We start from the raw sequence: 25,829 nt of genomic DNA on the forward strand, positions 1-25,829 counted from the left end.
TGCTCGACGGTAGAACACGGACAAGACTTTTGGAACTGCCAGTCTCGTTTCGCTGGTGGCGGAGAAATCTGTCGGTCGCGTGATTTTCCGCCCTGAGAATTCGCTGTGATGCTTAACTGGCGCGCATCCAACACATCGCAAGGTTTTTCATAGGGAAGGTCACGTGCCGATGACGCCTGCACGCTGGTTCCGAAGTGCCGTCGTCGCCGCGGGCCTGATCACCGCCGTCCCACTGGCGCTGGCCGCAACGGCGGCAGCCGATCCGATTACCGACGCGCTTGCTACTACGCCATGTAGCTACGCACAGGTCACCGCCGCGCTCAAGGCGCAGGCGCCGTCGCTGAGTCTGCAGCTCGCCTACCGGCCGGATATGCAGGCCAACCTGCAGCAATTCCTGGCGCTGCCGGTGGATCAGCGCCAGCAGCAGATCGCCCAGCAGCAGTCGACGGTGGATCCCCAGACCGAGGCCATGCTCGCGGCGGTCGTCGGTCCAGCGGTCACCAAAGTCGCAAACACCTGTATGAACTACTGACGCGCGCCACCGCGGCGGGGTCGGTGATTTCTTACGGAAATCACCCCGACATGCGTTTTCAGCAACACGTAAGTCTGGTTACGGGGTACCGTGATTCACAGGGTTACCGGCTGGTAAGGGGGGCCGGGATAAGAACGTGTTCTAAAACGGCCTCACGCTCACGTTAATTGGTTAAAGTGCGTCACCATGCGTGCGTCCTTGGCTAACTCGCGTCCGGCGGATGCCGCGTCCACTTCTTTGCTCGATCGGCACGATGTCGCCGAGGCACTCGCCGCTATCCGCAGGCCAGTGGCCGTGGTCGGGTCAGCACACGGGCCCCGGGCCGTCGTGCTCGACGACTCGGGTTTGCTCACACCGGAGATCATGGGCCAGGACGTGCTGGCTGTCCTGCCGCCGATCTATCCCGAATGGCTCGGCGAGCGCAGCTTCACGGCCACCCACGGAGTCCGCTTCCCGTATGTGATCGGCGAGATGGCGCGCGGCATCGCCACCCCGCGGATGACCATCGAAGGCGTGCGGGCCGGGGTGATGGCCTTCTACGGCAGTGCCGGGCTGGACCTGCCGACCATCGAAGCGGGCGTGCGTGAGATCCAGGATGCGCTCGGACCCGATTCGGGCGGCTGGGGTGCGAACCTCATCCACAACCTGCACAACGATGCCGTGGAGATGGCCACGGTCGATCTGTTCCATCGGCTCGGAGTTCGCTACGTTTCAGCCTCGGCGTTCATGAGGCTCACCCCGGCAATCGTGTACTACGCGGTGAAGGGTCTTCGTCGCGGACCGGACGGACAGATCGTGCGCGCCGGCCACATCTTCGGCAAAGTGTCGCGCGACGAGGTGGCCCGGCAATTCCTCTCTCCTGCACCCGAAGCCATGCTCAGTGCCCTGGTGGCCCAGGGCCGCATCACCGCCGAGGAGGCACAGCTCGCCGCCGGCATCCCGATCGCTGAGGACATCACCGCCGAGGCGGACTCCGGCGGGCACACCGACAATCGTGCGCTGACGGTCTTGCTGCCCGGACTGATCGCGCTGCGCGACGAGATCGCCGCGGCTCACGGATATTCGGTGCTGCCCCGGGTGGGCGCGGCCGGAGGGCTGGGAACCCCGGCGTCGGTGGCGGCCGCGTTCGCCGCAGGCGCGGCCTACGTCCTGACCGGGTCGGTGAATCAGTCCGCGGTGGAAAGCGGTCTGGCCGCCGACGCGCGCAGCCTGCTCGCCCAGGCCGAGGCCACCGACGTGACAATGGCCCCGGCCTCGGACATGTTCGAGATGGGTGTGACGGTGCAGGTGCTCAAGCGCGGCACCATGTTCGCCCAGCGCGGCCAGCGGCTGTCGGACTTCTACCGTCGCTACGGCTCCTTCGAGGAAGCCCCCGCCGACGAGGTGCGCAACCTCGAGACCACCGTGCTCGGCCGTACCGTCGACGACATCTGGCAGGAGACCGAGGCCTTCTTCTCCCGCAGCGACCCGGCGCAGGCCGAACGTGGTCGCACCGACCCCAAACACCGGATGGCTCTGGTCTTCCGCTGGTATCTGTTCATGGGTTCGCAGTGGGCCCGCGACGGCATCACCGAACGGCGTGCCGACTACCAGATCTGGTGCGGCCCGGCGATGGGTGGCTTCAACGAATGGGTGCGGGGCAGTTTCCTGGAACCGGTGCAGGCGCGCACTGTGCGTCAGATCGCGCTGAACCTGCTCGAGGGTGCCGCCACCGTCACGCGTGCCGGCCAGTTGCGCACCGCCGGCATCCAGATGCCCCCGTCCGCCTTCGATTACCGTCCCCGCCCACTCGGATAACTCACTCACCCGTTTCGTCCATCTCCTCGGATAAAAGGTGTCATGACAGACCAGCAGCAGAACCCCGTCTCGATTCCCGTCGCCGTCGTAGGTATGACAGCCATCTATCCGGGAGAGCCGGGACTGGACGGTTTCTGGCGCACCATCACCGGTGGCCGCGACGCCATCGGGGACGTGCCGCCGTCCCACTGGCTGATCGACGACTACTACGACCCGGATCCCAAGGCCACCGACCGGACCTACTGCAAGCGCGGCGGGTTCATCGAGCCGGTGCAGTTCGATCCGGTGAAGTTCGGCTTGCCGCCCAACGCGCTGCCGTCCACCGACTCCGCCCAGCTGCTGGCCCTCATCGCCGCGCGCAAGGTGCTCGACGAGGCCATGCGCTCCGGTGTGGAGGTCGACCTCGACCGCGTCGACATCGTTCTCGGCGTCGCCTCCACCACCGAACTCGTCGTCCAGATGGGCTCGCGGATGCAGCGCCCGATCTGGCGCAAGGCGCTGCTCGAGAACGGGCTGTCCGAAGCGGAGGCCGACGAGATCTGCGGCGACATCGCCGACTCCTACCCGTCCTGGCAGGAGAGCACCTTCCCCGGTCTGCTCGGCAACGTCGTCGCCGGCCGGGTCGCCAACCGGTTGGACCTCGGTGGCAGCAACTTCGTCGTCGACGCCGCCTGCGCCAGCTCGCTGTCCGCGCTGCAGGCCGCTCTGCACCGGCTGTATCTGCACGAGTCCGACCTGGTGCTGACCGGCGGAGTCGACGCGCTCAACGACGTGATGATGTACATGTGCTTCTCCAAGACGCCGGCGTTCTCGCCGACGGGTGACTGCCGGCCGTTCTCCGATGCCGCCGACGGCACCATCATCGGCGAGGGTGTGGGCATGCTGGCGCTCAAGCGTCTCAGCGACGCCGAGCGCGACGGCGACCATATCCACGCGGTGATCCGCGGTCTCGGCTCGTCCTCGGACGGCCGTGCCTCCAGCGTCTACGCCCCGCGCTCGGAAGGTCAGGCCAAGGCGCTGCGCCGCGCGTACGAGCGCGCCGGTTACGCCCCGGAGACCGTCGAGCTCCTCGAAGCCCACGGCACCGCCACCAAGGCCGGTGACGTCGCCGAGTTCGCTGGCCTCAAGCAGGTGTTCACCGACTCCTCGGCCCGGATCGCGCTGGGCTCGGTCAAGTCCCAGATCGGCCACACCAAAGCCGCCGCGGGTGCGGCTGGCCTCATCAAAGCTATTCTGTCGCTGCAGCATTCGACGCTGCCCGGCACGCTGAAGGTGGACCGCCCGAACCCCGCGATGGGCTTGGAGGAAACCCCCTTCTACGTCAACGCGCAGACCCGCCCGTGGGTGCGACCCGGCGACCAGCCGCGCCGGGCGGCGGTCAGCTCGTTCGGCTTCGGCGGCTCCAACTTCCACGTGACGATCGAGGAGTACACCGGCGAGCACCGGGCCAAGCGGCTGCGAGCCCTGCCCAGCGAACTGGTGGTGCTCAGCGCCGCCTCCGGGGCCGAGCTGGCCACGCGGGCCGCCGACATCGCGGCCGCCGCGCGGACCGGCGAGAGCCTGGCCCGCATCGCCTACGAATCTGCCCGCGACTTCGACGCCGCGCACAACGCCCGTGCCGGTCTGGTCGCCGCCGACGTGACGGCGCTGGCGGCGCTGGCCGACAAGCTGAACAAGGCGCTCGCCGACGGCACCGCCGCCACGCTCAAGGACGCCAACATCTCGGTCGGATTCGGCCCCGCCCGCGAGGGCAAGACCGCCTTCCTGTTCCCGGGTCAGGGCAGCCAGTACGTCGGGATGGGGGCCGACCTCGCGCTGGCCTTCCCGGCCGCCGTCGCGGTGTGGGATTCCCTGGACGGCGACCTCGCCGATCTGCACCGCGTGGTGTTCCCCGAGCCGGCCTTCGATTCGGCCACCTCGGATGCCCAGCGCGCCGAGCTGACCGCCATGCAGAACGCCCAGCCAGCGATCGCCACCACCAGCCTGGCCCAGCTCGCCCTGCTCGACGCGCTCGGGGTACGCGCCGAGGCGGCGGCCGGGCACAGCTTCGGCGAGGTCACCGCACTGGCGGCCGCGGGCGTCCTGCCCACGCAGCGCCTCGTCGACACCGCGCGCACCCGCGGGGTGCTGATGGCCGAGGCGGGCCAGGGTCAGGACGGCGCGATGCTGGCGGTGACCGCCAGCGCCGCCGATGTCCGGGCCCTGCTGGACAGCCAGCCGGAGGCGGCCGCTTCGCTGGTGATCGCTAACGACAACGCGCCCGGCCAGGTGGTGCTGGCCGGCCCGGCCGCCGATATCGCCTGGGCGGAATCCGCCGCGAAGGCGGCGGGCTGGACGTCGGTGCGGCTGCCGGTGGCGTCGGCGTTCCACTCGCCGATCGTGGCCGCGGCCTCCCAGCCGTTGACGGCTTACCTCCAGACGATGGAGTTCGGCCAGGCGCAGTTCCCCGTCTACGCCAATGCGACCGCGCAGACCTACGCCGGTGGGGTCGCCGAGCAGCTCGGCGACCAGGTACGCCAGCCGGTGCGCTTCCGCGAAATGATCGAAGCGATGGCGCGCGACGGTGTCACCCGCTTCATCGAGGTCGGGCCGAGCCGGGTGCTGACCAAGCTGGTCGATCAGATCCTCGATGGCACACCGCATCTCGCGGTCGCACTCGATGACCCCAAGGCGGGTGGCCTGCGTGGCTGGCATCGCGGTCTGGCGGCGCTGGCCGCCGACGGCGTGCGGCTGAACCTGGCCGCCCTCTACGACGACTACGACGAGCCGGCCAAGCATGTGCCGGCGCCCAAGCATGCGGTTCTGGTAGGAGGAGCCAACGTTGGAAAGCCTTATCCGCCTCTGGACGGCAAGGTCACGATCAAGCCGAAGCGCACTCGCGTGAGCGCGCCCCAGCCGAGCGTGCCGCAGCCGGTGGCCGCCACACCCGCGCCCGCCCCGGCCGCTGCCCACAACGGTGTACCGGCACCGACTCCTGCGGCAGCGGCGGTCCAGACGATGGCCGCCCCGCCTTCGGTGCCGCCGCGCAACGGTGCGCCCGAACCCGCACCGGCGGTGCAGACGGCACCGGCGCCCGCACCGGTTCTGCCGCGCACCGCGACGCCGACCCCAGCCGCCGCCCAGGCCCCGTTGTCCAGCGACGCCTGGAGCATCATCGACCGCATCCAGCAGGAGACCGCCCAGCAGCACGAGCGGTATCTCGGCGCGGTGGCCAACACCCACAAGGCATTCCTGGAGATGTCGGCGCAGATGATGGCCGAGATCGTCGGCGAGCGCTCCGGCGGCCAGCAGGCACTGACGCCCGCACCCGTGGTCGTCCACGCATCTGAGCAGGTGGTGCACACGGTGCACACCATCGCCGAGCCACCCGCCGCGGTCGCCGCGCCGGCGCCGGTGGTTGCGCCCGCTCCGGTGGCCGCGCCCGCTGCAGCCGCGCCCGCACCCGCACTCGCCCCCGCGGCACCGGCGCCGGCACCTGCGGCGCCAGCCCCGGCGGCACCGTCGGTGGACGCCGGTCAGGTCGTGCTGGCGATCGTCTCGGAGAAGACCGGTTATCCGGCCGACATGCTCGGGCTCGAGATGGAGATGGAGTCCGAGCTCGGGATCGATTCGATCAAGCAGGTCGAGATCCTGGCGGCGTTGCAGGCGAAGTTCCCTGGCGCTCCGGAGATTCCGGCTTCGGAGTTGTCGAACCTGCGGACCCTGCAGGATGTGGTGGATTCGGTCGCCGACTTCGCCTCGGCGGCTCCCGCTGCCGCTGCGCCCGCCGCGGTTGCCGCCCCGGCCGCCCCCGCGGTGGATGCCGGTGAAGTGGTGCTGGGCATCGTCTCGGAGAAGACGGGCTATCCGGCGGACATGCTGGGCCTGGACATGGAGATGGAGTCCGAGCTCGGGATCGATTCGATCAAGCAGGTCGAGATCCTGGCCGCACTGCAGGCGAAGTTCCCTGGCGCTCCCGAGATTCCGGCCTCGGAGTTGTCAAACCTGCGCACCTTGCAGGACGTCGTCGACTCGATCGCCGGCTTCGCCTCCGGTGGTGCAAGCGCCCCCACGGCGCCGGCCGCACCGGTCGCAGCCCCCGCCGCGGCCGCCCCGGTCTCCACCCAGGACGCCGGTGAGGTTGTGCTCGCGATCGTCTCGGAGAAGACGGGCTATCCCGCGGACATGCTGGGCCTGGACATGGAGATGGAGTCCGAGCTCGGCATCGATTCGATCAAGCAGGTCGAGATCCTGGCCGCACTGCAGGCCAAGTTCCCCGGCACACCTGAGATCCCGGCCTCCGAGCTGGCGAACCTGCGCACCTTGCAGGACGTCGTCGACTCGGTCTCCGGCGCGACGTCCGGTGGTGGCTCCGAACCCGATGCGCCCGTGCACCATTCGGCCCCGGCAACGGTGCCCGCGGGTGGCCTGGACTGCACTGAGGCGGCCATGCGGGAAGTCCCGCCGACCGGGTTCGCCATGGCGGGCCTGCGCGACGGCGAGGTCTTCATCACCCGGGAGAACGCGGCCTTCGCCGAGGATCTCGAACGCGTGATGATCAGCCACGGCATCAAGGCCCGCTCTGTGGACGTCGTGCCGCACGAAGCGGCCGCGGTCATCAGCCTGGCGGCCCTCGGGCCCGTCGGCTCGCCGCAAGACTGCGTCGAGACGCACCTGCGGGCATTCCACGCCGCGCGCAGTGTCGCCAAGAGCTCCTCGCGCTCAAGGCTTTTCGTGACCATCCAGTCCACCGGGGCGCGCTTCGCCGAAGCGGACACCCCGGTCGGTGTCGCCAGCATCGCCAAGACCGCGGCCTGGGAGTGGCCCAACGCCTCGGTGCGCGCCATCGACATCGAAACCCTGGACCCCGAACGCATCGTCGCCGAACTGCTCGCAGGCGGCAGCGGTGTGGAGGTCGCGCTGCGCAACGACGGCACCCGGCTGGTCGTCGTCGACGACGTCGACGCCGAGCCCACCGGCGAGACCATCAGCGTCCCCGCCGACGGCGTCGTGGTGGTCACCGGCGGTGCACGCGGTGTGACCGCACAGTCCGCCCTGGCGTTGGCGGCACGGCACGGGCTGCGCCTGGCACTGCTGGGCCGCACCGCACTGCGGGAGGTCGCCGCCGACGAGCCGACGGGTACCACCGCCACGGAGATCGCGACGGCGCTGGCCGCTGCGGCACGCTCCCGCGGCGAGGCGCTGAGCTTGCCGCAGGCCCGGGCCCAGGCCGAACGTCTACTCGCCGAACGCGAAGTCCGCGCCACCCTGAGTGCCGCTGAGCGCCAAGGCACCCCGGCCAGGTACTTCGCCGCTGACATCAACGACACGGAGTCGCTGCGGACCGTCCTCGACGAGGTGCGCAGCACCGTCGGGCCGATCGTCGGCATCGTCCACGGTGCGGGCGTGCTGGCCGATCGGCGCCTGGAGGACCTCGACGACGAGCAGTTCGTGCGGGTGTTCAACACCAAGGTGCTCGGGGCCGAGGCGCTGCTGGCGTCGACCGCGTCGGATGATTTGCGATTCATCTCGCTGTTCTCCTCCATCGCCGCCCGCGCCGGTAACCCCGGCCAGTGCGCCTACGCCGCGGCCAATGCGGTGTTGGAGTCGATCGCGGCACGCGAGGCGGCCCGTCGCGGTGACGCGTGCGTGGTGCGTGCCTTCGGCTGGGGCCCGTGGGACGGCGGCATGGTCGACGCCACCCTCAAGAGCCGGTTCCTGGAATCCGGGGTCGGCGTGATCCCGATCGACGAGGGTGCGCACTTCTTCGCCGAGCACGCCCTGCGGCGCTCGCCGGCGACGGCGATCGTGGTGGCCGCCCCAGCAGAGGGACGTCTGCGTGCGGCCCGGCTGGACTGGGACGTGTCCACCGACAACCTGCCGGTGCTCGCCGACCATCAGGTCCGCGGCCGGGTCGTGGTTCCGGTGGTGATCGTGCTCGACGCGATGTTGCGTGCGGTGCGTGGACTGGTGCCGGATGCCTCCCCGGTGATCCGCGACTTCCAGGTGCTCTCCGGTGTCACGTTCGCCGAATGCGAGCAGCAGGCACTGACCCTGGACTTCGAGCCGACCGGGTCGGCCTACACCGTCAGTGTGCAGGACCCGGAGGGTCGCAAGCGCTACCGGGCTGTTCTGGAGACCGAATCGCAGCCTGCACCAAGCATTTCGGTGCCGCACGCCTCCGGTGAGCAGTGGCCGTTCGGTGTCGGCGAGATCTACGGCGGCCCGCTGTTCCACGGCCCCCGTTTCGCCGCGATCGAGCAACTCGACGCGGTCGGGCCCGCCGGGGCCGGTGCGACGCTGAAGGGCCTCGACGAGCTCGGCTGGCCCGAAGGGGACTGGGCGATCGATCCCGTCAGTGTCGACGGCGGCCTGCAACTGGGCATCCTGTGGGCGAGTGCGCACGGGCGGCCGCTGGTCCTGCCGGTGCGCATCGGGCGTGCGGTCTTCCATCAGCCGTTCGGTGAGGGTGGCAGCCTGCGCTGCCGCATCGCCGCCAAGCCGGTCAACGACAAGCGGGTCGACTTCGACATCGCGCTGGAGACCGCCGACGGCACGCTGGTCGCCGAACTCGAGGCTGTCGAGTTCTACGTCGCAGGCACTGGGGCGGACACGACGGCGTGAGTGGTTTCGAACCTGTCGCCATCGTCGGGCGCAGCTGCATCCTGCCCGGTGCCGCCACACCGGAGGCGCTGTACGACGCGACCCTCAACGGCCGCTGCCTGCTGACGCCCACCCGGCCCGAACACTGGCGGGGCGTGGACCCGGCGGCCCTGCTGGCCAGCGAACAGCCCGGCCTCCGGGTGTCCTCGGCCACCGGTGGCTACATCGACGTATCGCCGGACCTCAGTGCGATCGCGGCGCGGATCACCGATTTCGACCGCCTGGACCCGATCTCGCACTGGCTGGCCTACTGCGCTCAGCAGGCTCTCGGTGCTCCGTCGGCAGCACCGCGGACCGGGCTCATCGTCGGTAACCTGTCCTACCCGTCGGCGGGCAACACCGAGTTCGTCGAGGGCGTCTGGAACGGGAACGGCCACACCGATCCGCGCAACCGCTTCTCCTCGGGGCTGCCGGTGCACCTGGTGGCCGGTGCGATGGGGCTGACCGGACCGGCCTTCGCGCTGGACGCGGCGTGCGCGTCATCGCTGTATGCGATCAAGCTCGCCTGCGACGCGCTGCACGACGGCGACGCCGACGTGATGCTCGCGGGCGGCGTCAACGGCGCCGACGATCTGTTCCTGCATCTGGGTTTCACTGCGCTGCAGGCACTTAGCCCCTCGGGCCGGTCGCGGCCGTTCCACACCGATGCCGACGGTCTGGTTCCGGCGGCAGGCGCGGCGCTGGTCGCCCTTAAACGCCTCGAGGACGCCGAGCAGGCCGGGGACCGGATACTCGGGGTGATCCTGGGCGTCGGCCTGTCCAACGACGGGCGCCAGAGCGGCTTCCTGGCCCCTGCGGTCGGGGGGCAGACCCGGGCGATGACGGCCGCCCTGGAGCAGGCGGGCCTGACCCCGTCGGATATCGACTACCTGGACTGCCACGCGACCGGCACACCGCTGGGTGATGCCACCGAGTTGCAGAGCATCTTCGCCGCCTACGGCGAGGTGCCGCTGCGGCTCGGGGCGCTCAAGGGCAACCTCGGTCACACCATCACCGTCTCCGGTGCGGCCAGCCTGATCAACGTGCTCTCGGCGATGCAGGCCGGCACCATCGCGCCTGCCCTGTGCGAGAAACCCACTGCGGCGCTGGCCGATACACCGTTCACATTGGCGACCACCCCGATGCCGTGGGACGGCGCGGTCAAGCGGGCCGCGGTCAGCAACTTCGGCTTCGGCGGCAACAACGCCCACCTGATCGTCGAGAGCTATGTGCCCTCGCGCCGCGCGGCGGTGCGCCCGTCGGCGCCCTCGGGTGACATCGTGATCTGCGGGCTGGGTGTGGTGACCGGCGACGCGCGTGATGTCGAGACATTCCGGCGCCGGGCGCTGGGTCCCGAGGCGCAGCCGACCCCGCTGGACACGGTGGAGCTCGACCTTGTGCGCCTTGGCTTTCCGCCCAGTGAACTCAAGTCCAGCCTCAGCCAGCAGACCACGATGCTGGCCGCCGCCGGGCACGCGCTCGAGCAGGTGGGTACCGACCCGGAGCGCACCGGTGTCATCGTCGGAATGGGCTGCGACGCCACGATCGCGCGTCAGCGGCTTCGCGTTCTGCACGCCGACGACCAGGACTGGCTGACCGCCAACAGCGAGGCGGCGCCGCGTCTGACCGCCGACGGCGTGGTCGGCACCATGCCCAACATCCCGGCGAATCGCATTCACGCACAACGGGATTTCCGCGGCTGGGGGTTCACCGTCTCCAGCGAGGAGCTCTCGGCCATCACCGCTCTGCGGATCGGTGTGCGCGCACTGCGGCGCGGTGAACTCGACGCCGTGGTGGCAGGGGCGGTGGACATGTGCTGCGAGCCGGCGCACGAGCGGGCCGCCGACGCGGTCGGCGCCGGGGGATGGGAGCCGCACGGTGATGCCGCGGTGGCGTTCGTCCTCAAGCGGCGCGCCGACGCCGAGGCCGCCGGTGACGACATCATTGCCGTCATCGACACCGACGGGGCGCTGGGCGCTCCGGAGCCCAATATCGGCGCCGAACGTTTCGGGCGCACCCATGCGGCCAGCGCGGCGATCGAAATCGCTTCGCGTGCAGAGGCATTGCGCGCCCGGGTCCGGGTAGACCAGAACGGGGCGCAACCCGCTCCCGGTGGCACCCAGACCTCGATCTGGCTGGAGTCGCTGGGCGGGCGTGCCGACGGTGTCACGTTGTCGGCGGTTGGCCATCGGCCCCGCCCGCTGGCGCTCGGTGCGGTACCGCTGTGCGAGCGCTACGCGGGTGCGAGCCGTGACGAGGTCATCGGCCGGATGAAGCGCCGCGAGCCGGGCGGAAGCGGCCCGGTGCGGTGCTCGGTGGTGGCCGATAACGACACTTCGCTGGATACGCTGCGCACGGCGGCGGTCGAACGCCTGGAGCGTGGTGAGTCGCCGGTGATTCCCGGTGTCGCTTTCGCCGAGGGACCGACGACCGGGGAACTGGCGTTCATGTTCACCGGGGCGGCGGCGGCCTACCCGGGGGCCGGGCGAGATCTGTTCCTGGCGTGGCCCGAACTCGGTGATGCGCTGGCGGCCCGGCTGTCCGGGGTCGGCGATCTGGCGCGCCCGCTGTACGGCGCCGGGATCACCACCCTCGATCCCCGCACCCAGCTGACCGGCTGCGCGCTGGTCTGCCAGGCACATGCGGAGTTCTCTCGCACCGTGCTCGGGCTGGCGCCGACCGCGGCCATCGGACTTTCGTCGGGGGAGACAAATTCGCTTCTGGCATTTGGGGTCTGGCGTGATCTCGAGGAGATGCTCGGCGAGATCGAAGCATCCGGCATGTACGGCGAGCAGCTGACCGGAAGCTGCCGGGTGGCGGCCACCGACTGGGGTCTGGGTGAGCAGGCGGCACCGTGGGAGTGCTGGCGCATCAACGCACCCCGGGATCGGGTCGAGGCCGCGCTGGCCCGCGAGCCGCGCGCGTACATGACGATCGTCCAGGCACCCGACGACTGCGTGATCGGCGGCGATCCCGCGGCATGCAAGCGGGTGATCGACGCTGTCGAGGGAGCCGGTGCGATACCGCTGGGCCTGGACATGGTGATCCACTGCAGCGCCATGGATCCGTTCGCCGACACCTGGCGGGCCATCCACACCCGGCAGGCGCACGTCGCGCCGGGAGTGCGGTTTTACACCAACGCCGGCAACCGGGCGTATGTGCCGACCAGTGAGGCCGCCGCGGCGGCGATCACCCAGCAGGCCGTCGAACCCATCGACTTCCCCGCGACGATCCTGCAGGCCTGGGAAGACGGCGTGCGGGTGTTCGTCGAGCACGGCCCGCGCGCCATTCTCACCGGGGCGATCCCGAAGATCCTCGGCGACCGCCCGCATGTGGCGGTGGCGCTGGATCCGCAGGAACGCCGAGGACTACGGGCACTCGCCGAGTCGGTGTCCAAACTGTGGGTGCACGGCCTGCCGGTGCGCGTCGATGCCTTCGACGCACGACTGGAGCAACTGCGCAGTCAATCAGCCCCGGCGACAGCGGATATCGCCCGCAAGGTGACGCTGCCCGCCCACTGGCCCGACGTGGTGGCGGTCTCCCACGAACCAGCTCAACCTGCATCCGAGAACGGGAGCACCCCAATGCCGGAACCAGACCATGGAACTCTGCAGACGATGCAGGCGGCGCCGGCGTATCCGACGCCGCTGGTGATCCCGCAGCGCGAGGTCGTCGTCACCGCGACGGAGGTCGTCCCCGCGCGCGGTCAGACGGCGCCGGGCACGGTCGGCGACCGGACGGCCGTGGCGCTGAGCCTGGTCGAGTCCGTGGGCCAGGCCCATGCGGCGTTCGTCGAGCAGCAAGCCGAAGCGCACGAGTCGTTCCTGAGGATGCGCGGCGAGATGCTGGCGATGGCGGCGGGCCGGCGCGGTCCGGTCACCGTGGATGCCCCGGCGTCGCCGGTGGCGTTGACGTCGTCGCCGCAACCCGTTGCCGCACCGGTGAATCCGCCGCGCACGGCCGTCGCGGCGGCCCCGGCACCCGCGGCCGTACCTCCGCCGGCCCAGGCCGCACCTGCGGCTCCAGTGACGCCGCCACCCCCGCCGCCGGGCCCTGTCTCCTACACCTGCTGTGGTGGAGACGTAGCCGTTGCCGCCGTTGCCGAACAACACACCGCCGGGCTTGCCGTCCGGGCTGTCCGCAGTTCCGTTGGCGCCGTTGCCGATCAGCAGCGTCCCGAACACCACCACGGAGAAGCCGTTGGTAGTCGCGCCCGCCATCGTCGTGTTCGAGCCGAATGCCAGCCCGTTGCCGAAGTTGTAGGCGATGCCGTCAGCACCGTTGCCTCCGACGGTCGTGCCGCCGCTGCCGCCCGCCCCGCCTGCGCCACCGATCGCGTTGCCCGGCCCGCCGAAGGGGTAGTAGCCCATGATGGCCATACCGCCCTGGCCGCCGTCGCCGCCGGTGACGGTGCCTGCGCCGCCGGCCCCGCCCGCGCCGCCGATCACGTTGCCGTAGCCGATGCTCAGTGCGATACCGCCGGTGCCGCCCTTGCCGCCGATGACGCCTGCGCCGCCGGTTCCGCCTGCCCCGCCGACCTGGTCGTCGTAACCGCCGGTGCCGCCATTGCCGCCGGTGCTGCTCGCGCTGGCGCCGCCGTCGCCGCCGACGCCCGCGCTACCGAGGTAGCCGCCGTTCCCGCCGCTCCCGCCGGTGCCGCCGACGCCGGTGGTCGCTGACCCGCCGGTTCCACCTGCCCCGCCGTTGCCGGTGAACAGTCCGCCCGCGCCGCCTGAACCGCCGCTGCCGCCGGTCTCGAGGTCGACGGCGGTGGACCCGCCGTTGCCGCCTTTGCCGCCGTTGCCGAACCAGACCGCCGAGCCGCCGTTGCCGCCGGCCTTGCCGGCCTGGCCGGTTCCGCCATTGCCGCCGTTGCCGATGATCCCGGAGGTGCCGCCGTTGCCGCTGCCCCAGCCGCTGCCGCCGTTGCCGTAGAGGAAGCCGGCATTGCCGCCATTACAGCTGCCGGATGCCGCGGTGCAGTCACCGGCCACCGTGCCGTAGCTGTAGCCGTTGCCGATCAGCAGGCCCGCATTCGGATGATCGGCGGTGCCGTCGCTGACCAACAACGCCATGAAGTCGCTGAGCGCGCCGGTCCAGGGGAACAGCGAGGGCAATGTGGGCAGCACGGGGATCGCCGAGGCCGCAACGGTCGTCTTGGCGACGGCAGCGGCTGCGGGCGCGGCTGCAGCCGGCGTGGCTGTGGCGCTCAGCGTGGCGGCAGCGGCCGGCGCGGCATCTGCGGCAGCGGGGGAGACGGTGGTGGTGGTGGTGCTGGCAGCCGCCACCGGATCAATCGTGGTGGTGGCAGTATTGGCTGTCGACGACCGGCCGGTGGACGTGGCCGCGGCCGGAGAACTGCTGGAAGACTTGGGTTTCGAGGTTGTGGTGCCCGTGTGCGGACGGGCTGAGCCGGTGGACTTGGAGGTCGACGCTGACGCTGCGCTGTCGGTTGAGCCGGCGGCGTCGTTCGACGGGGCCGCGTTAGCGACCCCGGTGGCCCCGGCTAGGGACGCGCAGACACCGACGGTGAGCGCGCCGGCACCAAGCCAGGTGGACAGCTCGCCGTGCGGGCGGGAAGCGCGGTGGCGCGCACGAGAACGCTCCTCACGTGCCGCACGATGTTTTGCTGTCACTGTTCGTTTCCCGGTCCCCTGTTACCCCGGTCACAGATCGTAGCAAAGCAAGCTGGCGGCTCCAGCAAATGCCTGGTCAGGCCGTCGGATGCCGAGTGTCGTTGTGCCGATACATACCTTCGGTCGGTTATCCCGGGCCGGGCAAGCTCGGTGTTCGTCCCTGGAGTCGCGCCCTGTGCCCATCCCGGTAATTCCCGTCCGCTGTCTGCACCGGCTACTTCCGGTGCCGCCCGCCGCCGCCGGTGGAGCCCGAGGAGGAGTCGGACGCCTTCGCTTGCCGGGCCGTCCCACCGCTGGTCTTCGCCGCGTGCTTGGGACCCGTGGCCTCGGAGGAATCGGCCGACGTGGTCGTCGCTGCGGCGCTCGTTGCGTTATTGCCTCCGGTCGCGGCCGACGGCCGGCCGACGGCGAATCCGTTGATGTTGAAGCCAGGGCCACCCGCGGCGACCGTGGCACCGTTCTGCCCGACCGATCCCGCCAGCGCTGCAGCGCCCGGGCCGGCGCTGACGGTGTTGCCATTGCCCTGGGCATTGAAGGCGCCGAGCAATATCGACGGCGTGGCCGAATTTCCGGCAGCCACCGTGGTGTTATTGCCGTTGATGTTGACGGCGCCGGTGAGGATTCCCGCCGAGGAGACGTTGTTGTTACCGGTATCGCCCGAGATATTGAGTGCGGCGGAGGCGATTCCACCGGCTGCGGTGGTCTGCTGGCCGTTGTTGTTGGGCAGGAAGCCGATCGCGATGTTCAGGCCGCCGACCGTCGACGTGGTGCCCGGCCCCAGTTGCAGGGAGAAGTTCAACAACCCGGCCGCGCCGGTGGTCTGGCCGCCGGATCCCAGCGGATTGACACCGGCGGAGTAATTGAGGAAACCGAGGGTCGACGACGTGCCCTGGCCCAGCTGGTAGGAGAAGTTGAGGACGCCGATGGCGCCGGCCTCCGCGTTTCCGTTGCCGGTGTTCTGGCTGATGACAAGGTTCAGGGCGCCCCAGTTGGAGGCAGTGCCCGCCCCGATTTGCAGTGCGGTGGAGAAGAAGGAGGTGATGGCCCCGGCCGAGGCGCTGTCACCGAGGGCCGCCGCCCAGGTGAACGCACTCAAGACCGTGGTGGCGCTGGCGCCGTCACCGATCGCGATCGCCCCGTTCAGAAGGCCGCCCGCGCTCGCCGTCGCGCCGTTGCCGATCCCGATGGCGAAGGTCGTCAGGTTGCTCGTGCAGCCGTTGCCGTTGCCGATCCCGAATGCCGAGAAGCAGTTGGCGTTGGCGGCTGGGGCTGCACTGAGTGTCCCGGCGCCGAGCGCACCGGAGACCAGTGCCCCGAGCAACACGCCGCCTTTGACTCGAGCCTGATGCATCGGCGTACCTCAATGTTCGTCGGTGTCTTTGCCGGTAAGGACCGTACCTCTCCCCGGCGTGAGGCAGAAAGAGTTTCGGCCAACTCTTTGCCACATTCATAGCTGGCGCACACATGATGCCGGTGAGCTGCGGCAGCTCAGCGTGGTGGCCGGTTGCGGCATCCCGGCGACACGCAAGGCCGTGTCCTCGATGCTCTGGTGCACGATCGATAGCCGGGTATGGGTGCCGGGCGATCTGAAGCCGTTCGAACGCTGAGTGCCCCCGGCAGGATTCGAACCTGCGGCCTTCTGCTCCGGAGGCAGACGCTCTATCCCCTGAGCTACGGGGGCGCATCGAGATGACATGCGCCGTTTGGGCCTGCATAGCCTAACTCATCTCGGCGCTGCCCCACCAAGGCCCGCCCCGAGAGCGCAGCGACCCGGGATGCAGGTGCAGGCTCTGACCACGTCAGACCATAGGATGGACCCCCGTGACCCCCGCCGACCTCGCCGAGCTGCTGAAGAACACCGCCGCCGCGGTGCTGGCCGCGCATGGCCTCGACACCGCCGCGCTTCCCGCGGTCGTGACCGTCGAGCGCCCGCGCAACCCCGAGCATGGCGATTACGCGACGAATCTGGCGCTGCAGGTCGCCAAGAAGGTCGGCGCAAACCCCCGGGAACTGGCCGGATGGCTGGCCGCTGCGCTCACCGAAGCCGACGGGATCGCCTCGGCCGAGGTCGCCGGGCCGGGCTTTGTGAACCTGCGCATCGAGGCCTCGGCCCAGGGCCTCATCGTCCGCAACGTCCTCGACGCCGGTGCCGGATACGGCCATTCCGGGCTGCTGCAGGGCCAGAGGATCAACCTCGAGTTCGTTTCGGCCAACCCCACCGGCCCCATCCACATCGGTGGCACCCGGTGGGCGGCCGTCGGCGATGCGCTCGGTCGCCTACTGTCCACCCAGGGCGGCGACGTGGTCCGGGAGTACTACTTCAACGATCACGGCGCGCAGATCGACCGGTTCACCAAGTCGCTGATCGCCGCCGCCAAAGGCGAACCGGCCCCTGCCGACGGCTATGCCGGCGCCTACATCAACGACATCGCAGACCAGATCCTGGCCAAGGCCCCCGACGCACTGAGCTTGACCGGCGGGGAGCAGCAGGAGACGTTCCGGTCCATCGGCGTGGACCTGATGTTCGACCACATCAAGAAGTCCCTGCACGAGTTCGGCACCGACTTCGACGTCTACACCCACGAAGACTCCATGCACACCAGCGGACGCGTGGACCAGGCGATCGCCAAGCTCCGGGAGAACGGCGCCATCTACGAAAAGGATGGCGCAACCTGGCTTCGCACAACGGAATTCGGTGACGACAAGGACCGCGTCGTCATCAAGAGCGACGGCCAGCCCGCCTATATCGCCGGCGACCTGGCCTACTACCTGGACAAGCGCCAGCGCGGCTTCGATCTGTGCATCTACATGCTGGGTGCCGACCACCACGGCTACATCGCGCGGTTGAAGGCGGCTGCCGCCGCGCTCGGTGACGACCCGGACACCGTCGAGGTGCTGATCGGCCAGATGGTGAACCTCGTCCGCGACGGGCAACCCGTGCGGATGAGCAAGCGGGCCGGCACGGTGATCACCCTCGACGACCTCGTCGAGGCCATCGGAGTCGACGCCGCGCGATACGCACTGATCCGCTCCTCGGTGGACAGCCCGATCGACATCGACCTGCAGCTGTGGTCCTCGGCGTCCAGCGAAAACCCGGTCTACTACGTGCAATACGCCCACGCCCGGCTCTCGGCACTGGCCCGCAACGCCGCCGAACTCGGCCTGGCGCCCGACACCGCACACCTGGATCTGCTCACCCATGACAAAGAGGGCACCCTGATCCGCAACCTGGGCGAGTTCACCCGGGTGCTCGAGTCCGCGGCCTCGCTGCGCGAACCGCACCGGGTGTGCCGTTACCTCGAGGACCTGGCGGGGGACTACCACCGGTTCTACGACTCCTGCCGGGTGCTTCCCCAGGGCGACGAAGAACCCACCGACTTGCATCGAGCCCGGCTGGCGTTGTGCGACGCCACCCGCCAGGTGATCGGCAACGGGCTGGGCATCCTGGGCGTGTCCGCACCGGAGCGGATGTGAACGCTCACCCGGCCGGCCCACGGCACGCCGAGGAGATCCACCACGGCGGCGCGCCGCAGCGACCCGTCAGCGCCGCCGACGCCATGGCGTTGGCCCCGAAAGTGTGGCCGCACAACCTGATTCGCAGACCCGATGGCGAGGTGGTGATCGCCGGCGTGGCGGTGAGCGATCTGGCCGCCGAGTACGGCACCCCACTGTTCGTCATCGACGAGGACGACTTCCGCAACCGTTGCCGGGAGATATCCGCGGCATTCGGTGGCGGTCACAACGTGCACTACGCGGCCAAGGCCTTCCTCTGCAGCGAGATCGCCCGCTGGGTCGCCGAGGAGGGCTTGTCCCTGGACGTCGCCAGCGGCGGCGAACTTGCGGTGGCCCTGCACGCAGGCTTCCCGGCCGAACGAATCGCGTTCCACGGCAACAACAAATCGGTCGACGAACTCACCGCCGCCGTCAAGGCTGGCGTCGGCCATATCGTGCTCGACTCGATGACCGAGATCGACCGCCTGGACCTCATCGCCGGTGACGCCGGGGTGGTGCAGGACGTGCTCATCCGCATCACCGTCGGTGTGGAAGCCCACACCCACGAGTTCATCGCCACCGCCCACGAGGACCAGAAGTTCGGCCTATCGCTGGCCAGTGGCGCCGCCATGACGGCGGTGCGCCGGGTGTTCGCCGCCGACCACCTGCGGCTGGTCGGCTTACACAGCCACATCGGCTCGCAGATCTTCGACGTCGCCGGATTCGAACTCGCCGCGCACCGCGTGATCGGCCTGCTGCGTGACGTGGTCGCCGAATTCGGCGTCGACAAGACCGCCCAGATCGCCACCGTCGACCTCGGTGGCGGCCTCGGCATTTCCTATCTGGCACAGGATGATCCGCCGCCGGTGCAGGACCTGGCGGCCAAACTCGGTGCGATCGTGCACAACGAGTCGGCGGCCGTCGGCCTGCCGTCACCGCGACTGGTCGTCGAGCCCGGACGTGCCATCGCCGGACCGGGCACCGTGACCCTCTATCAGGTGGGCACCGTCAAAGACGTGGCGATCAGTGCCGGCTCATCACGGCGCTACATCAGCGTCGACGGCGGCATGAGCGACAACATCCGCACGTCGCTCTACGGTGCCGAATACGACGTCCGGCTGGTCTCCCGGGGCAGCGATGCCCAGCCGGTGCTGGCCAGGATCGTAGGAAAGCATTGCGAGAGCGGCGATATCGTCGTTCGCGATGCCTGGGTGCCGGATGACGTACACCCAGGCGACCTGCTGGCGGTAGCCGCCACCGGCGCCTACTGCTATTCGATGTCGAGTCGGTACAACCTGATCGGCCGCCCCGCGGTGGTGGCCGTGCGCGACGGGCGGGCTCGCCTGATCCTGCGCCGGGAGACCGTCGAAGACTTGTTGAGTTTGGAAGTGAGGTAACCATGAGTACACCCGAAAAGGCCATCGGCATCGCGGTATTGGGGCTGGGTAACGTCGGCAGCGAGGTCGTGCGCATCATCGAGGAGAGCGCCGTCGACCTGGCTGCGCGCATCGGTGCCCCGCTGGAGTTGCGGGGTGTGGCAGTGCGACGCGTCGCCGATGACCGCGGCGTGCCCGTCGGCCTGCTCACCGACAACGTCGAGGAGTTGGTGTCCCGCGACGACGTCGACATCGTCGTCGAGCTGATGGGCCCGGTCGAGCCGGCCCGCAAGGCGATCCTGTCCGCTCTCGAGCAGGGCAAGTCCGTGGTGACCGCGAACAAGGCGCTGCTGGCGCAATCCACCGGCGAGCTCGCGCAGGCTGCCGAGCGCGCGCACGTGGACCTCTACTTCGAAGCCGCCGTGGCCGGCGCCATCCCGGTGATCCGGCCGCTGACGCAGTCACTGGCCGGTGACTCGGTGCTGCGGGTGGCCGGCATCGTCAACGGCACCACCAACTACATCCTCTCCGAGATGGCCTCGACGGGAGCCGATTACGCCTCCGCGCTGGCCGATGCCAGCGCGCTGGGCTACGCCGAGGCCGACCCCACCGCCGACGTCGAGGGATACGACGCCGCCGCCAAGGCCGCGATCCTGGCGTCGATCGCGTTCCACACCCGGGTCACCGCCGACGACGTATACCGCGAGGGCATCACCAAGGTGAGCCCCGCGGACTTCGAAGCCGCCAAGGCGCTCGGCTGCACCATCAAGCTGTTGTCGATCTGCGAGCGAATCACCACACCTGAAGGACAGCAACGGGTTTCGGCGCGCGTCTACCCGGCGCTGGTACCTCTGACTCATCCGCTGGCCACCGTCAACGGGGCGTTCAACGCGGTCGTGGTCGAGGCCGAAGCCGCCGGCCGGCTGATGTTCTACGGCCAGGGCGCCGGTGGTGCGCCGACCGCCTCGTCGGTGATGGGTGACGTCGTGATGGCGGCCCGTAACCGGGTACAGGGCGGCCGCGGACCGCGGGAATCCAAGTACGCCCAGCTGCCGATCGCCCCGATGGGCGTGATCTCGACCCGCTACTACGTGAGCATGACCGTCGCCGACCGGCCGGGCGTACTGGCCTCTGTCGCAGACGAATTCGGTAAGCGCGAAGTGAGTATCGCCGAGGTGCGCCAGGAAGGCCTCACCGACGAGGAGGGCCAGCCGTCCGGTGCGCGGATCGTGGTGGTCACCCACCGCGCCACTGATGCCGCGCTGTCGGAAACCGTCTCCGCGCTGGCCGATCTCGAAGCGGTGCAGAGCATCAACAGCGTGCTGCGATTGGAGGGAACCAGCGAATGAGCACGACGAAGGTCCACACCCCGTGGCCGGGCCTGATCGAGGCCTACCGTCACCGGCTGCCGGTGGCGGCGGACTGGACGCCGGTGACGCTGCTCGAAGGTGGCACCCCGCTGGTCCCCGCGCCGCGGTTGTCGGAAAAGACCGGCTGCACAGTTCATTTGAAGGTCGAAGGGCTCAACCCGACCGGCTCGTTCAAAGACCGCGGCATGACGATGGCGGTCACCGACGCCGTCGCCCGCGGGCAGAAGGCGGTGCTGTGCGCCTCGACGGGCAACACCTCGGCGTCGGCGGCGGCATACGCCGCACGCGCGGGCATCACCTGCGCAGTGCTCATTCCGCAGGGCAAGATCGCGATGGGCAAGCTGGCGCAGGCAGTCATGCACGGCGCCAAGATCATTCAGATCGACGGCAACTTCGACGACTGTCTGGAACTTGCCCGTAAGCTCACCGCCGACTACCCGACCATCTCGCTGGTCAACAGCGTCAACCCGGTACGCATCGAGGGCCAGAAGACCGCGGCGTTCGAGATCGTCGACGCGCTGGGCACCGCCCCGGACATCCATTCACTGCCCGTCGGCAACGCCGGCAACATCACCGCCTACTGGCGCGGCTACACCGAGTACCACCGCGACGGCGTCAGCGACAAGCTGCCGCGGATGCTGGGCACCCAGGCCGCCGGCGCCGCACCGCTGGTGCTGGGCAAGCCGGTCAGCCACCCCGAGACCATCGCCACGGCCATCCGGATCGGCTCGCCGGCCTCATGGGATGGGGCCGTCACCGCACAGCAGGAGTCCGGCGGCCGCTTCCTGGCCGCCACCGACGACGAGATCCTGGCCGCCTATCACCTGGTCGCCCAGGCCGAGGGCGTGTTCGTCGAGCCGGCGTCGGCAGCCAGCATCGCCGGGCTGCTCAAGGCTGTCGAGGACGGCTGGGTCAAGCCGGGTTCGACCGTGGTGTGCACCGTGACCGGCAACGGTCTCAAAGACCCCGACACCGCACTGCGCGGCATGCCGACCGTCAGGGCCGTCCCGGTCGACCCGGGTGCCGTCGTCGCCGAACTCGGCCTGGCCTGAGGACAGAGCACCGGTGACCGTGAGCCTGCCTGCCGGACTGAGCGCCAGCGCGTCTGTCGCGGCGTCCAGCGCCAACCTCGGCCCCGGCTTCGACAGCCTGGGCGTCGCCCTGGGTCTCTACGACGAGATCCTGGTCGAGACCACCGACGGCGGCCTCGTCATCGAGGTGGACGGCGAGGGCGCCGGCCAGGTTCCGCACAGCCACGACCACCTGGTGGTGCGCGCCGTGCACCGCGGCCTGCTCGCCGCCGGTGCCGACGCGCCCGGGCTGCTCGTGCGCTGTCGCAACGTCATCCCGCACTCGCGGGGTCTGGGCTCCTCGGCCGCGGCCGTGGTCGGAGGCCTGGCTGCCGCGAATGGCCTTGTGGCACAAGCAGATCTGGAACCGTTGAACGAAGCCCGGCTGATCCAGCTGGCCTCGGAGTTCGAAGGCCACCCGGACAACGCATCAGCCTCGGTGCTCGGCGGGGCGGTGGTGTCGTGGACCGACACCCACACCCAGCCGCCGACATATGCCGCCGCGCCCCTGCGACTGCACCCCGACATCCATCTGTTCTCGGGCATCCCCGAGGAGCGGTCCTCCACCGCCGAGACCCGGGTTCTTTTGCCCGAACACGTCAGCCATACCGCCGCACGCTTCAATCTGAGCCGGGCCGCGCTGCTGGTCGTCGCGCTCACCGAGCGCCCCGACCTGTTGATGGCCGCCACCGAGGATGCGCTGCACCAGCCGCAGCGTGCCCCGGCGATGCCCGCCTCTGCGGAATTTCTGCAGGTCCTGCGTCGTTGTGGCATTCCGGCGGTGCTTTCGGGCGCCGGGCCGTCGGTGCTGGCGCTGACCACCAGCGCGGAATTGCCGGCCGAGGTGCTCGAACACGGCGTCGCCAACGGATTCGCGGTCACCGAACTGGGGCTCGGCGAGGGAGTTCGCTGGAGCACCGGTGTCGCTGTCCACGGCTGACATGGATACACGCCGGTGGCATTTCTTGCTTTCCGGCCGTAAAGAGGGATATTCTCGGTCCCGTCCAGGCAATCGCAGAGTCTTAACCTGCGCCGAGACTAGGACGACCACCAATTCTTCTCGTGTTCAAGTCGTTGACTGGCGGTTCGCCATGTGGCCGCGCATCCCGACGGTCACCGTTGGCGCTGAGATGACGGTGTGACTTCGCATTCAGCGAATCGGCTGAATGCCAGAACCCCTCGCACGATGAAACCGCGGGGTAAGAAAGGAAATCCGTGACCGATACGGACCTCATCACGGCTGGAGACAGCGCACCTCAACCGGATGCGCCCGCCGTGGTCTCACAACCTTCGTCGCCGCCTGAGCAGGCCGCCCGCACCGCGGACGCCGGCGCAACCGGGTCGCTCTCGACGATGGTTCTGCCCGAACTCCGGGCCCTGGCCAACCGCGTTGGCGTGAAGGGAACCTCTGGCATGCGCAAGGGCGACCTCATCGCCGCCATCCGGGAAGCCCAGAACGGCGGCAACGGAAGCTCGCACACCGCCGCCAACGGCGCGCCCCAGGCCGCCGCCGAGCCGGCGGTGGAAGCCCGCCCCGCGGCCGACACCTCCGGCAACACTGCCGAGAACACCGCCGAGAACGGCGCCCCCGAACAGCCGCGCCGTGAGCGCCGCACCGCCAACCGTGGCGCCGGGGCTCCCACCGAGAGCACCGAACAGCAGAAGCCGGCCGAGTCCGGTACCGAGCAGGCGCAGGCTCCGGCCCAGAACAAGCCCGATAACCAGGGCGAGTCCCGCAACGAGAACAGGGCTGACAACCGTCAGTCCAACCGCGAGTCGAATCGCGATTCGAACCGTGAGTCCAACCGTGAGTCGAACGACCAGGGTGGCGACGGCGGCAACCAGAACCGCGGCGGAGGCGGCGGCGATGACGACGGTGACCGTGGTGGCCGCCGTGGCCGCCGGTTCCGGGACCGCAGGCGCCGCGGTGAGCGCACCGGCGGCGAAGGCGGTGCCGGCGGCAACGAGGCCGAGTTGCGCGAGGACGACGTCGTGCAGCCGGTGGCCGGCATCCTCGACGTCCTGGACAACTACGCATTTGTGCGCACCTCCGGCTACCTGGCCGGCCCCAACGACGTCTACGTCTCGATGAACATGGTTCGCAAGAACGGCCTGCGCCGCGGCGACGCGGTCACCGGCGCGGTGAGGGTGGCTAAAGAAGGCGATGGCGGCGGTCAGAATCAGCGGCAGAAGTTCAACCCGCTGGTCCGCCTCGACAGCGTCAACGGCGGCCCGGTCGACGCGGCCAAGAACCGCCCCGAGTTCAGCAAGCTGACCCCGCTCTACCCGAACCAGCGGCTGCGCCTGGAGACCACCAGCGAGCGGCTCACCACCCGCGTGATCGACCTGATCATGCCCATCGGCAAGGGCCAGCGCGCCCTGATCGTGTCCCCGCCGAAGGCCGGTAAGACCACGATCATGCAGGACATCGCCAACGCGATCACGAAGAACAACCCCGAGTGCCACCTGATGGTGGTGCTGGTCGACGAACGGCCCGAAGAGGTCACCGACATGCAGCGTTCGGTCAAGGGCGAGGTCATCGCCTCGACCTTCGACCGGCCGCCGTCAGACCACACCCAGGCCGCCGAACTCGCGATCGAGCGGGCCAAGCGACTGGTCGAGCAGGGCAAGGACGTCGTCGTCCTGCTGGACTCCATCACCCGGCTCGGACGCGCCTACAACAACGCCTCCCCGGCGTCGGGGCGCATCCTGTCCGGTGGTGTGGACTCCACCGCGCTGTACCCGCCCAAGCGGTTCCTGGGTGCGGCCCGCAACATCGAACACGGCGGCTCGCTGACCATCATCGCCACCGCCATGGTGGAGACCGGTTCGACCGGTGACACGGTGATCTTCGAGGAGTTCAAGGGCACCGGTAACGCCGAGCTCAAGCTCGACCGCAAGATCGCCGAGCGCCGGGTGTTCCCCGCGGTCGACGTCAACCCGTCGGGCACCCGCAAGGACGAGCTGCTGCTCTCGCCCGACGAGTTCTCGGTGGTGCACAAGCTGCGCCGGGTGCTGTCCGGGCTGGACTCACACCAGGCCATCGACCTGCTGATGAGCCAGCTGCGGAAGACCAAGAACAACTACGAGTTCCTGGTGCAGGTCTCCAAGACCGCGCCGGGCATGGACAAGGACAACGTCGACTGACCTGGAGTTTCGGCCGGTTAGGGGCGTCGCAGGGCGTCCATACCCGGCGCCAGCAGGTCGTTCAACGCTGACCAGGGCACCGTGATCACCGGGGTGCCCGCGGTGAACTGATGGTCAGCGAAGTGGATTTCCAGGCCGGCCGGCGTGGGAATCCAGTTGTCGAAGTTCTCCAGCAGCGGTTTGTTGCCCGGATGGTTGGGCATCGGCGTGGCCGTGACGCCCATCGCCGGCGGCAACAACAGCTTGGTTTGCTCGGAGAGCCGGTTGAGGCCCTCCTGATCGTTGACGAAGAGTTCCTTGAGCGTGATCTGGCGCCCCGAGCGCGAGTCGATGACGACGTTGGTTACCGACCCGACGGAATGGTCGGCACCCTCGACGCTGAATTCACCGCTGATCAGCGCGGACACTGACGTGGTGGCGAAGCGGATCTGCGGCGAGGTCTCGAATGTCCACCGCCCCTTGTCCGGCCGCGCGGCCGTCGTCTCGTCGAGTAGGCGCTGCGCGGCGTGGTGCACGGCGTCGTTGAACGCCGCACTGACCCGCGGATCACCGCCGGTCAGGGTGTCGATGGCCAGATCCCAGCGCCCGGCGCCGTCGGTGGTCGTGCCGGTCGAACTCGACCGGTCGACGGTGTACGCCTTCCCGTTCGAAACTCCGGTGTGCACCGGTGCCGCGGTAGCCGAAGAGGTCAACGGCAGATTCTGTTCCCAGTCGGTACCGCAGGCCACCAGCGCGGCTGCCAATGCCGTCGCCAGCACGACCACGCGGCGGCCGGCAAAGCTCATGAG

14 protein-coding genes, 1 tRNA gene and 1 pseudogene are annotated in these 25,829 nt (G+C 69.5%); 12 read left to right on the plus strand and 4 right to left on the minus strand.

The genetic code is table 11. The annotated features are described in order from the left end of the window. The first annotated feature begins 169 nt into the window (after positions 1 to 169). The 4 genes and pseudogenes from HBE64_RS06305 to HBE64_RS24965 form a co-directional block, all read left to right on the plus strand. Positions 170 to 532, plus strand: coding sequence for a hemophore-related protein (locus tag HBE64_RS06305; protein ID WP_167099222.1), 363 nt, complete (start codon positions 170 to 172; stop codon positions 530 to 532). Positions 533 to 718: 186 nt separating this feature from the next. Further along, on the plus strand, positions 719 to 2,329 hold the full coding sequence (locus HBE64_RS06310) for a PfaD family polyunsaturated fatty acid/polyketide biosynthesis protein (protein ID WP_167099226.1): 1,611 nt from the start codon (positions 719 to 721) through the stop codon (positions 2,327 to 2,329). Between the two features lie 42 nt (positions 2,330 to 2,371). Then, complete coding sequence (locus HBE64_RS06315) at positions 2,372 to 8,932, plus strand: type I polyketide synthase (protein ID WP_167099229.1); 6,561 nt, start codon at positions 2,372 to 2,374, stop codon at positions 8,930 to 8,932. Next, a pseudogene (locus tag HBE64_RS24965) lies at positions 8,929 to 10,746 on the plus strand (beta-ketoacyl synthase N-terminal-like domain-containing protein); the annotation flags it as partial. The gene HBE64_RS06315 and the pseudogene HBE64_RS24965, both read left to right, overlap by 4 nt. A gap of 1,671 nt (positions 10,747 to 12,417) precedes the next feature. On the opposite strand, the gene HBE64_RS24970 reads toward HBE64_RS24965, so the two are convergent. After that, positions 12,418 to 13,329: a hypothetical protein gene (locus tag HBE64_RS24970; protein ID WP_371744168.1), complete on the minus strand. Its 912-nt coding sequence runs from the start codon at positions 13,327 to 13,329 to the stop codon at positions 12,418 to 12,420. 391 nt (positions 13,330 to 13,720) lie between these two features. On the opposite strand from HBE64_RS24970, the gene HBE64_RS24445 reads away from it, so the two are divergent. Further along, on the plus strand, positions 13,721 to 13,885 hold the full coding sequence (locus HBE64_RS24445; RefSeq protein WP_208300575.1) for a hypothetical protein: 165 nt from the start codon (positions 13,721 to 13,723) through the stop codon (positions 13,883 to 13,885). A 114-nt stretch (positions 13,886 to 13,999) separates the two neighbouring features. Beyond that, positions 14,000 to 14,629: a hypothetical protein gene (locus tag HBE64_RS06330; protein ID WP_167099232.1), complete on the plus strand. Its 630-nt coding sequence runs from the start codon at positions 14,000 to 14,002 to the stop codon at positions 14,627 to 14,629. A 171-nt stretch (positions 14,630 to 14,800) separates the two neighbouring features. Here the strand turns inward: HBE64_RS06330 and HBE64_RS06335 are convergent, their stop codons facing one another. Together HBE64_RS06335 and HBE64_RS06340 are read right to left on the minus strand one after the other, a co-directional pair. After that, the gene (locus tag HBE64_RS06335; RefSeq protein ID WP_167099235.1) at positions 14,801 to 15,937 is read right to left on the minus strand and encodes a hypothetical protein; all 1,137 of its coding nucleotides are present in this window, start codon (positions 15,935 to 15,937) and stop codon (positions 14,801 to 14,803) included. A 257-nt stretch (positions 15,938 to 16,194) separates the two neighbouring features. Continuing rightward, positions 16,195 to 16,267: transfer RNA gene (locus HBE64_RS06340), tRNA-Arg, on the minus strand. 140 nt (positions 16,268 to 16,407) lie between these two features. Here HBE64_RS06340 and argS point away from each other — a divergent pair. The 6 genes from argS (at position 16,408) to rho (ending at position 25,041) form a co-directional block, all read left to right on the plus strand. Next, positions 16,408 to 18,060 carry an arginine--tRNA ligase gene (gene argS / locus HBE64_RS06345; RefSeq protein WP_167099238.1) on the plus strand — a complete coding sequence of 551 codons (1,653 nt, stop codon included), beginning with the start codon at positions 16,408 to 16,410 and terminating at the stop codon, positions 18,058 to 18,060. Positions 18,061 to 18,143: 83 nt separating this feature from the next. Then, entirely contained in the window at positions 18,144 to 19,475 is a 1,332-nt protein-coding gene (gene lysA / locus HBE64_RS06350; RefSeq protein ID WP_208300654.1) for a diaminopimelate decarboxylase, read from the plus strand. Positions 19,476 to 19,477: 2 nt separating this feature from the next. Further along, the gene (locus HBE64_RS06355; protein ID WP_167099244.1) at positions 19,478 to 20,803 is read left to right on the plus strand and encodes a homoserine dehydrogenase; all 1,326 of its coding nucleotides are present in this window, start codon (positions 19,478 to 19,480) and stop codon (positions 20,801 to 20,803) included. Then, a complete protein-coding gene (gene thrC / locus HBE64_RS06360) occupies positions 20,800 to 21,876 on the plus strand; it encodes a threonine synthase (protein ID WP_167099247.1) in 1,077 nt (358 codons plus the stop codon). Before HBE64_RS06355 ends, thrC begins: the two co-directional genes overlap by 4 nt. A 13-nt stretch (positions 21,877 to 21,889) precedes the next feature. Then, on the plus strand, positions 21,890 to 22,834 hold the full coding sequence (thrB, locus tag HBE64_RS06365) for a homoserine kinase (RefSeq protein WP_167099250.1): 945 nt from the start codon (positions 21,890 to 21,892) through the stop codon (positions 22,832 to 22,834). Between the two features lie 413 nt (positions 22,835 to 23,247). After that, on the plus strand, positions 23,248 to 25,041 hold the full coding sequence (rho, locus tag HBE64_RS06370; RefSeq protein WP_371744169.1) for a transcription termination factor Rho: 1,794 nt from the start codon (positions 23,248 to 23,250) through the stop codon (positions 25,039 to 25,041). A gap of 17 nt (positions 25,042 to 25,058) precedes the next feature. Here rho and HBE64_RS06375 read toward each other — a convergent pair whose 3' ends face one another. Next, a complete protein-coding gene (locus HBE64_RS06375; protein ID WP_167099256.1) occupies positions 25,059 to 25,826 on the minus strand; it encodes an RsiV family protein in 768 nt (255 codons plus the stop codon). Between the last annotated feature and the right edge of the window lie 3 nt (positions 25,827 to 25,829).

This window comes from Mycobacterium sp. DL592 (genome assembly GCF_011694515.1).
Taxonomy (GTDB): domain Bacteria; phylum Actinomycetota; class Actinomycetes; order Mycobacteriales; family Mycobacteriaceae; genus Mycobacterium.

Excerpts from the sequence above, each read along its gene's own strand:
- HBE64_RS06355 (WP_167099244.1), top strand. The coding sequence starts at position 19,478 with ATGAGTACACCCGAAAAGGCCATCGGCATCGCGGTATTGGGGCTGGGT.
- HBE64_RS06315 (WP_167099229.1), top strand. The coding sequence starts at position 2,372 with ATGACAGACCAGCAGCAGAACCCCGTCTCGATTCCCGTCGCCGTCGTA.
- HBE64_RS06375 (WP_167099256.1), bottom strand. The coding sequence starts at position 25,826 with ATGAGCTTTGCCGGCCGCCGCGTGGTCGTGCTGGCGACGGCATTGGCA.
- rho (WP_371744169.1), top strand. The coding sequence starts at position 23,248 with ATGGTTCTGCCCGAACTCCGGGCCCTGGCCAACCGCGTTGGCGTGAAG.
- HBE64_RS24970 (WP_371744168.1), bottom strand. The coding sequence starts at position 13,329 with ATGGCCATCATGGGCTACTACCCCTTCGGCGGGCCGGGCAACGCGATC.
- lysA (WP_208300654.1), top strand. The coding sequence starts at position 18,144 with ATGGCGTTGGCCCCGAAAGTGTGGCCGCACAACCTGATTCGCAGACCC.
- HBE64_RS06305 (WP_167099222.1), top strand. The coding sequence starts at position 170 with ATGACGCCTGCACGCTGGTTCCGAAGTGCCGTCGTCGCCGCGGGCCTG.
- HBE64_RS06310 (WP_167099226.1), top strand. The coding sequence starts at position 719 with ATGCGTGCGTCCTTGGCTAACTCGCGTCCGGCGGATGCCGCGTCCACT.
- HBE64_RS06335 (WP_167099235.1), bottom strand. The coding sequence starts at position 15,937 with ATGCATCAGGCTCGAGTCAAAGGCGGCGTGTTGCTCGGGGCACTGGTC.
- thrC (WP_167099247.1), top strand. The coding sequence starts at position 20,800 with ATGAGCACGACGAAGGTCCACACCCCGTGGCCGGGCCTGATCGAGGCC.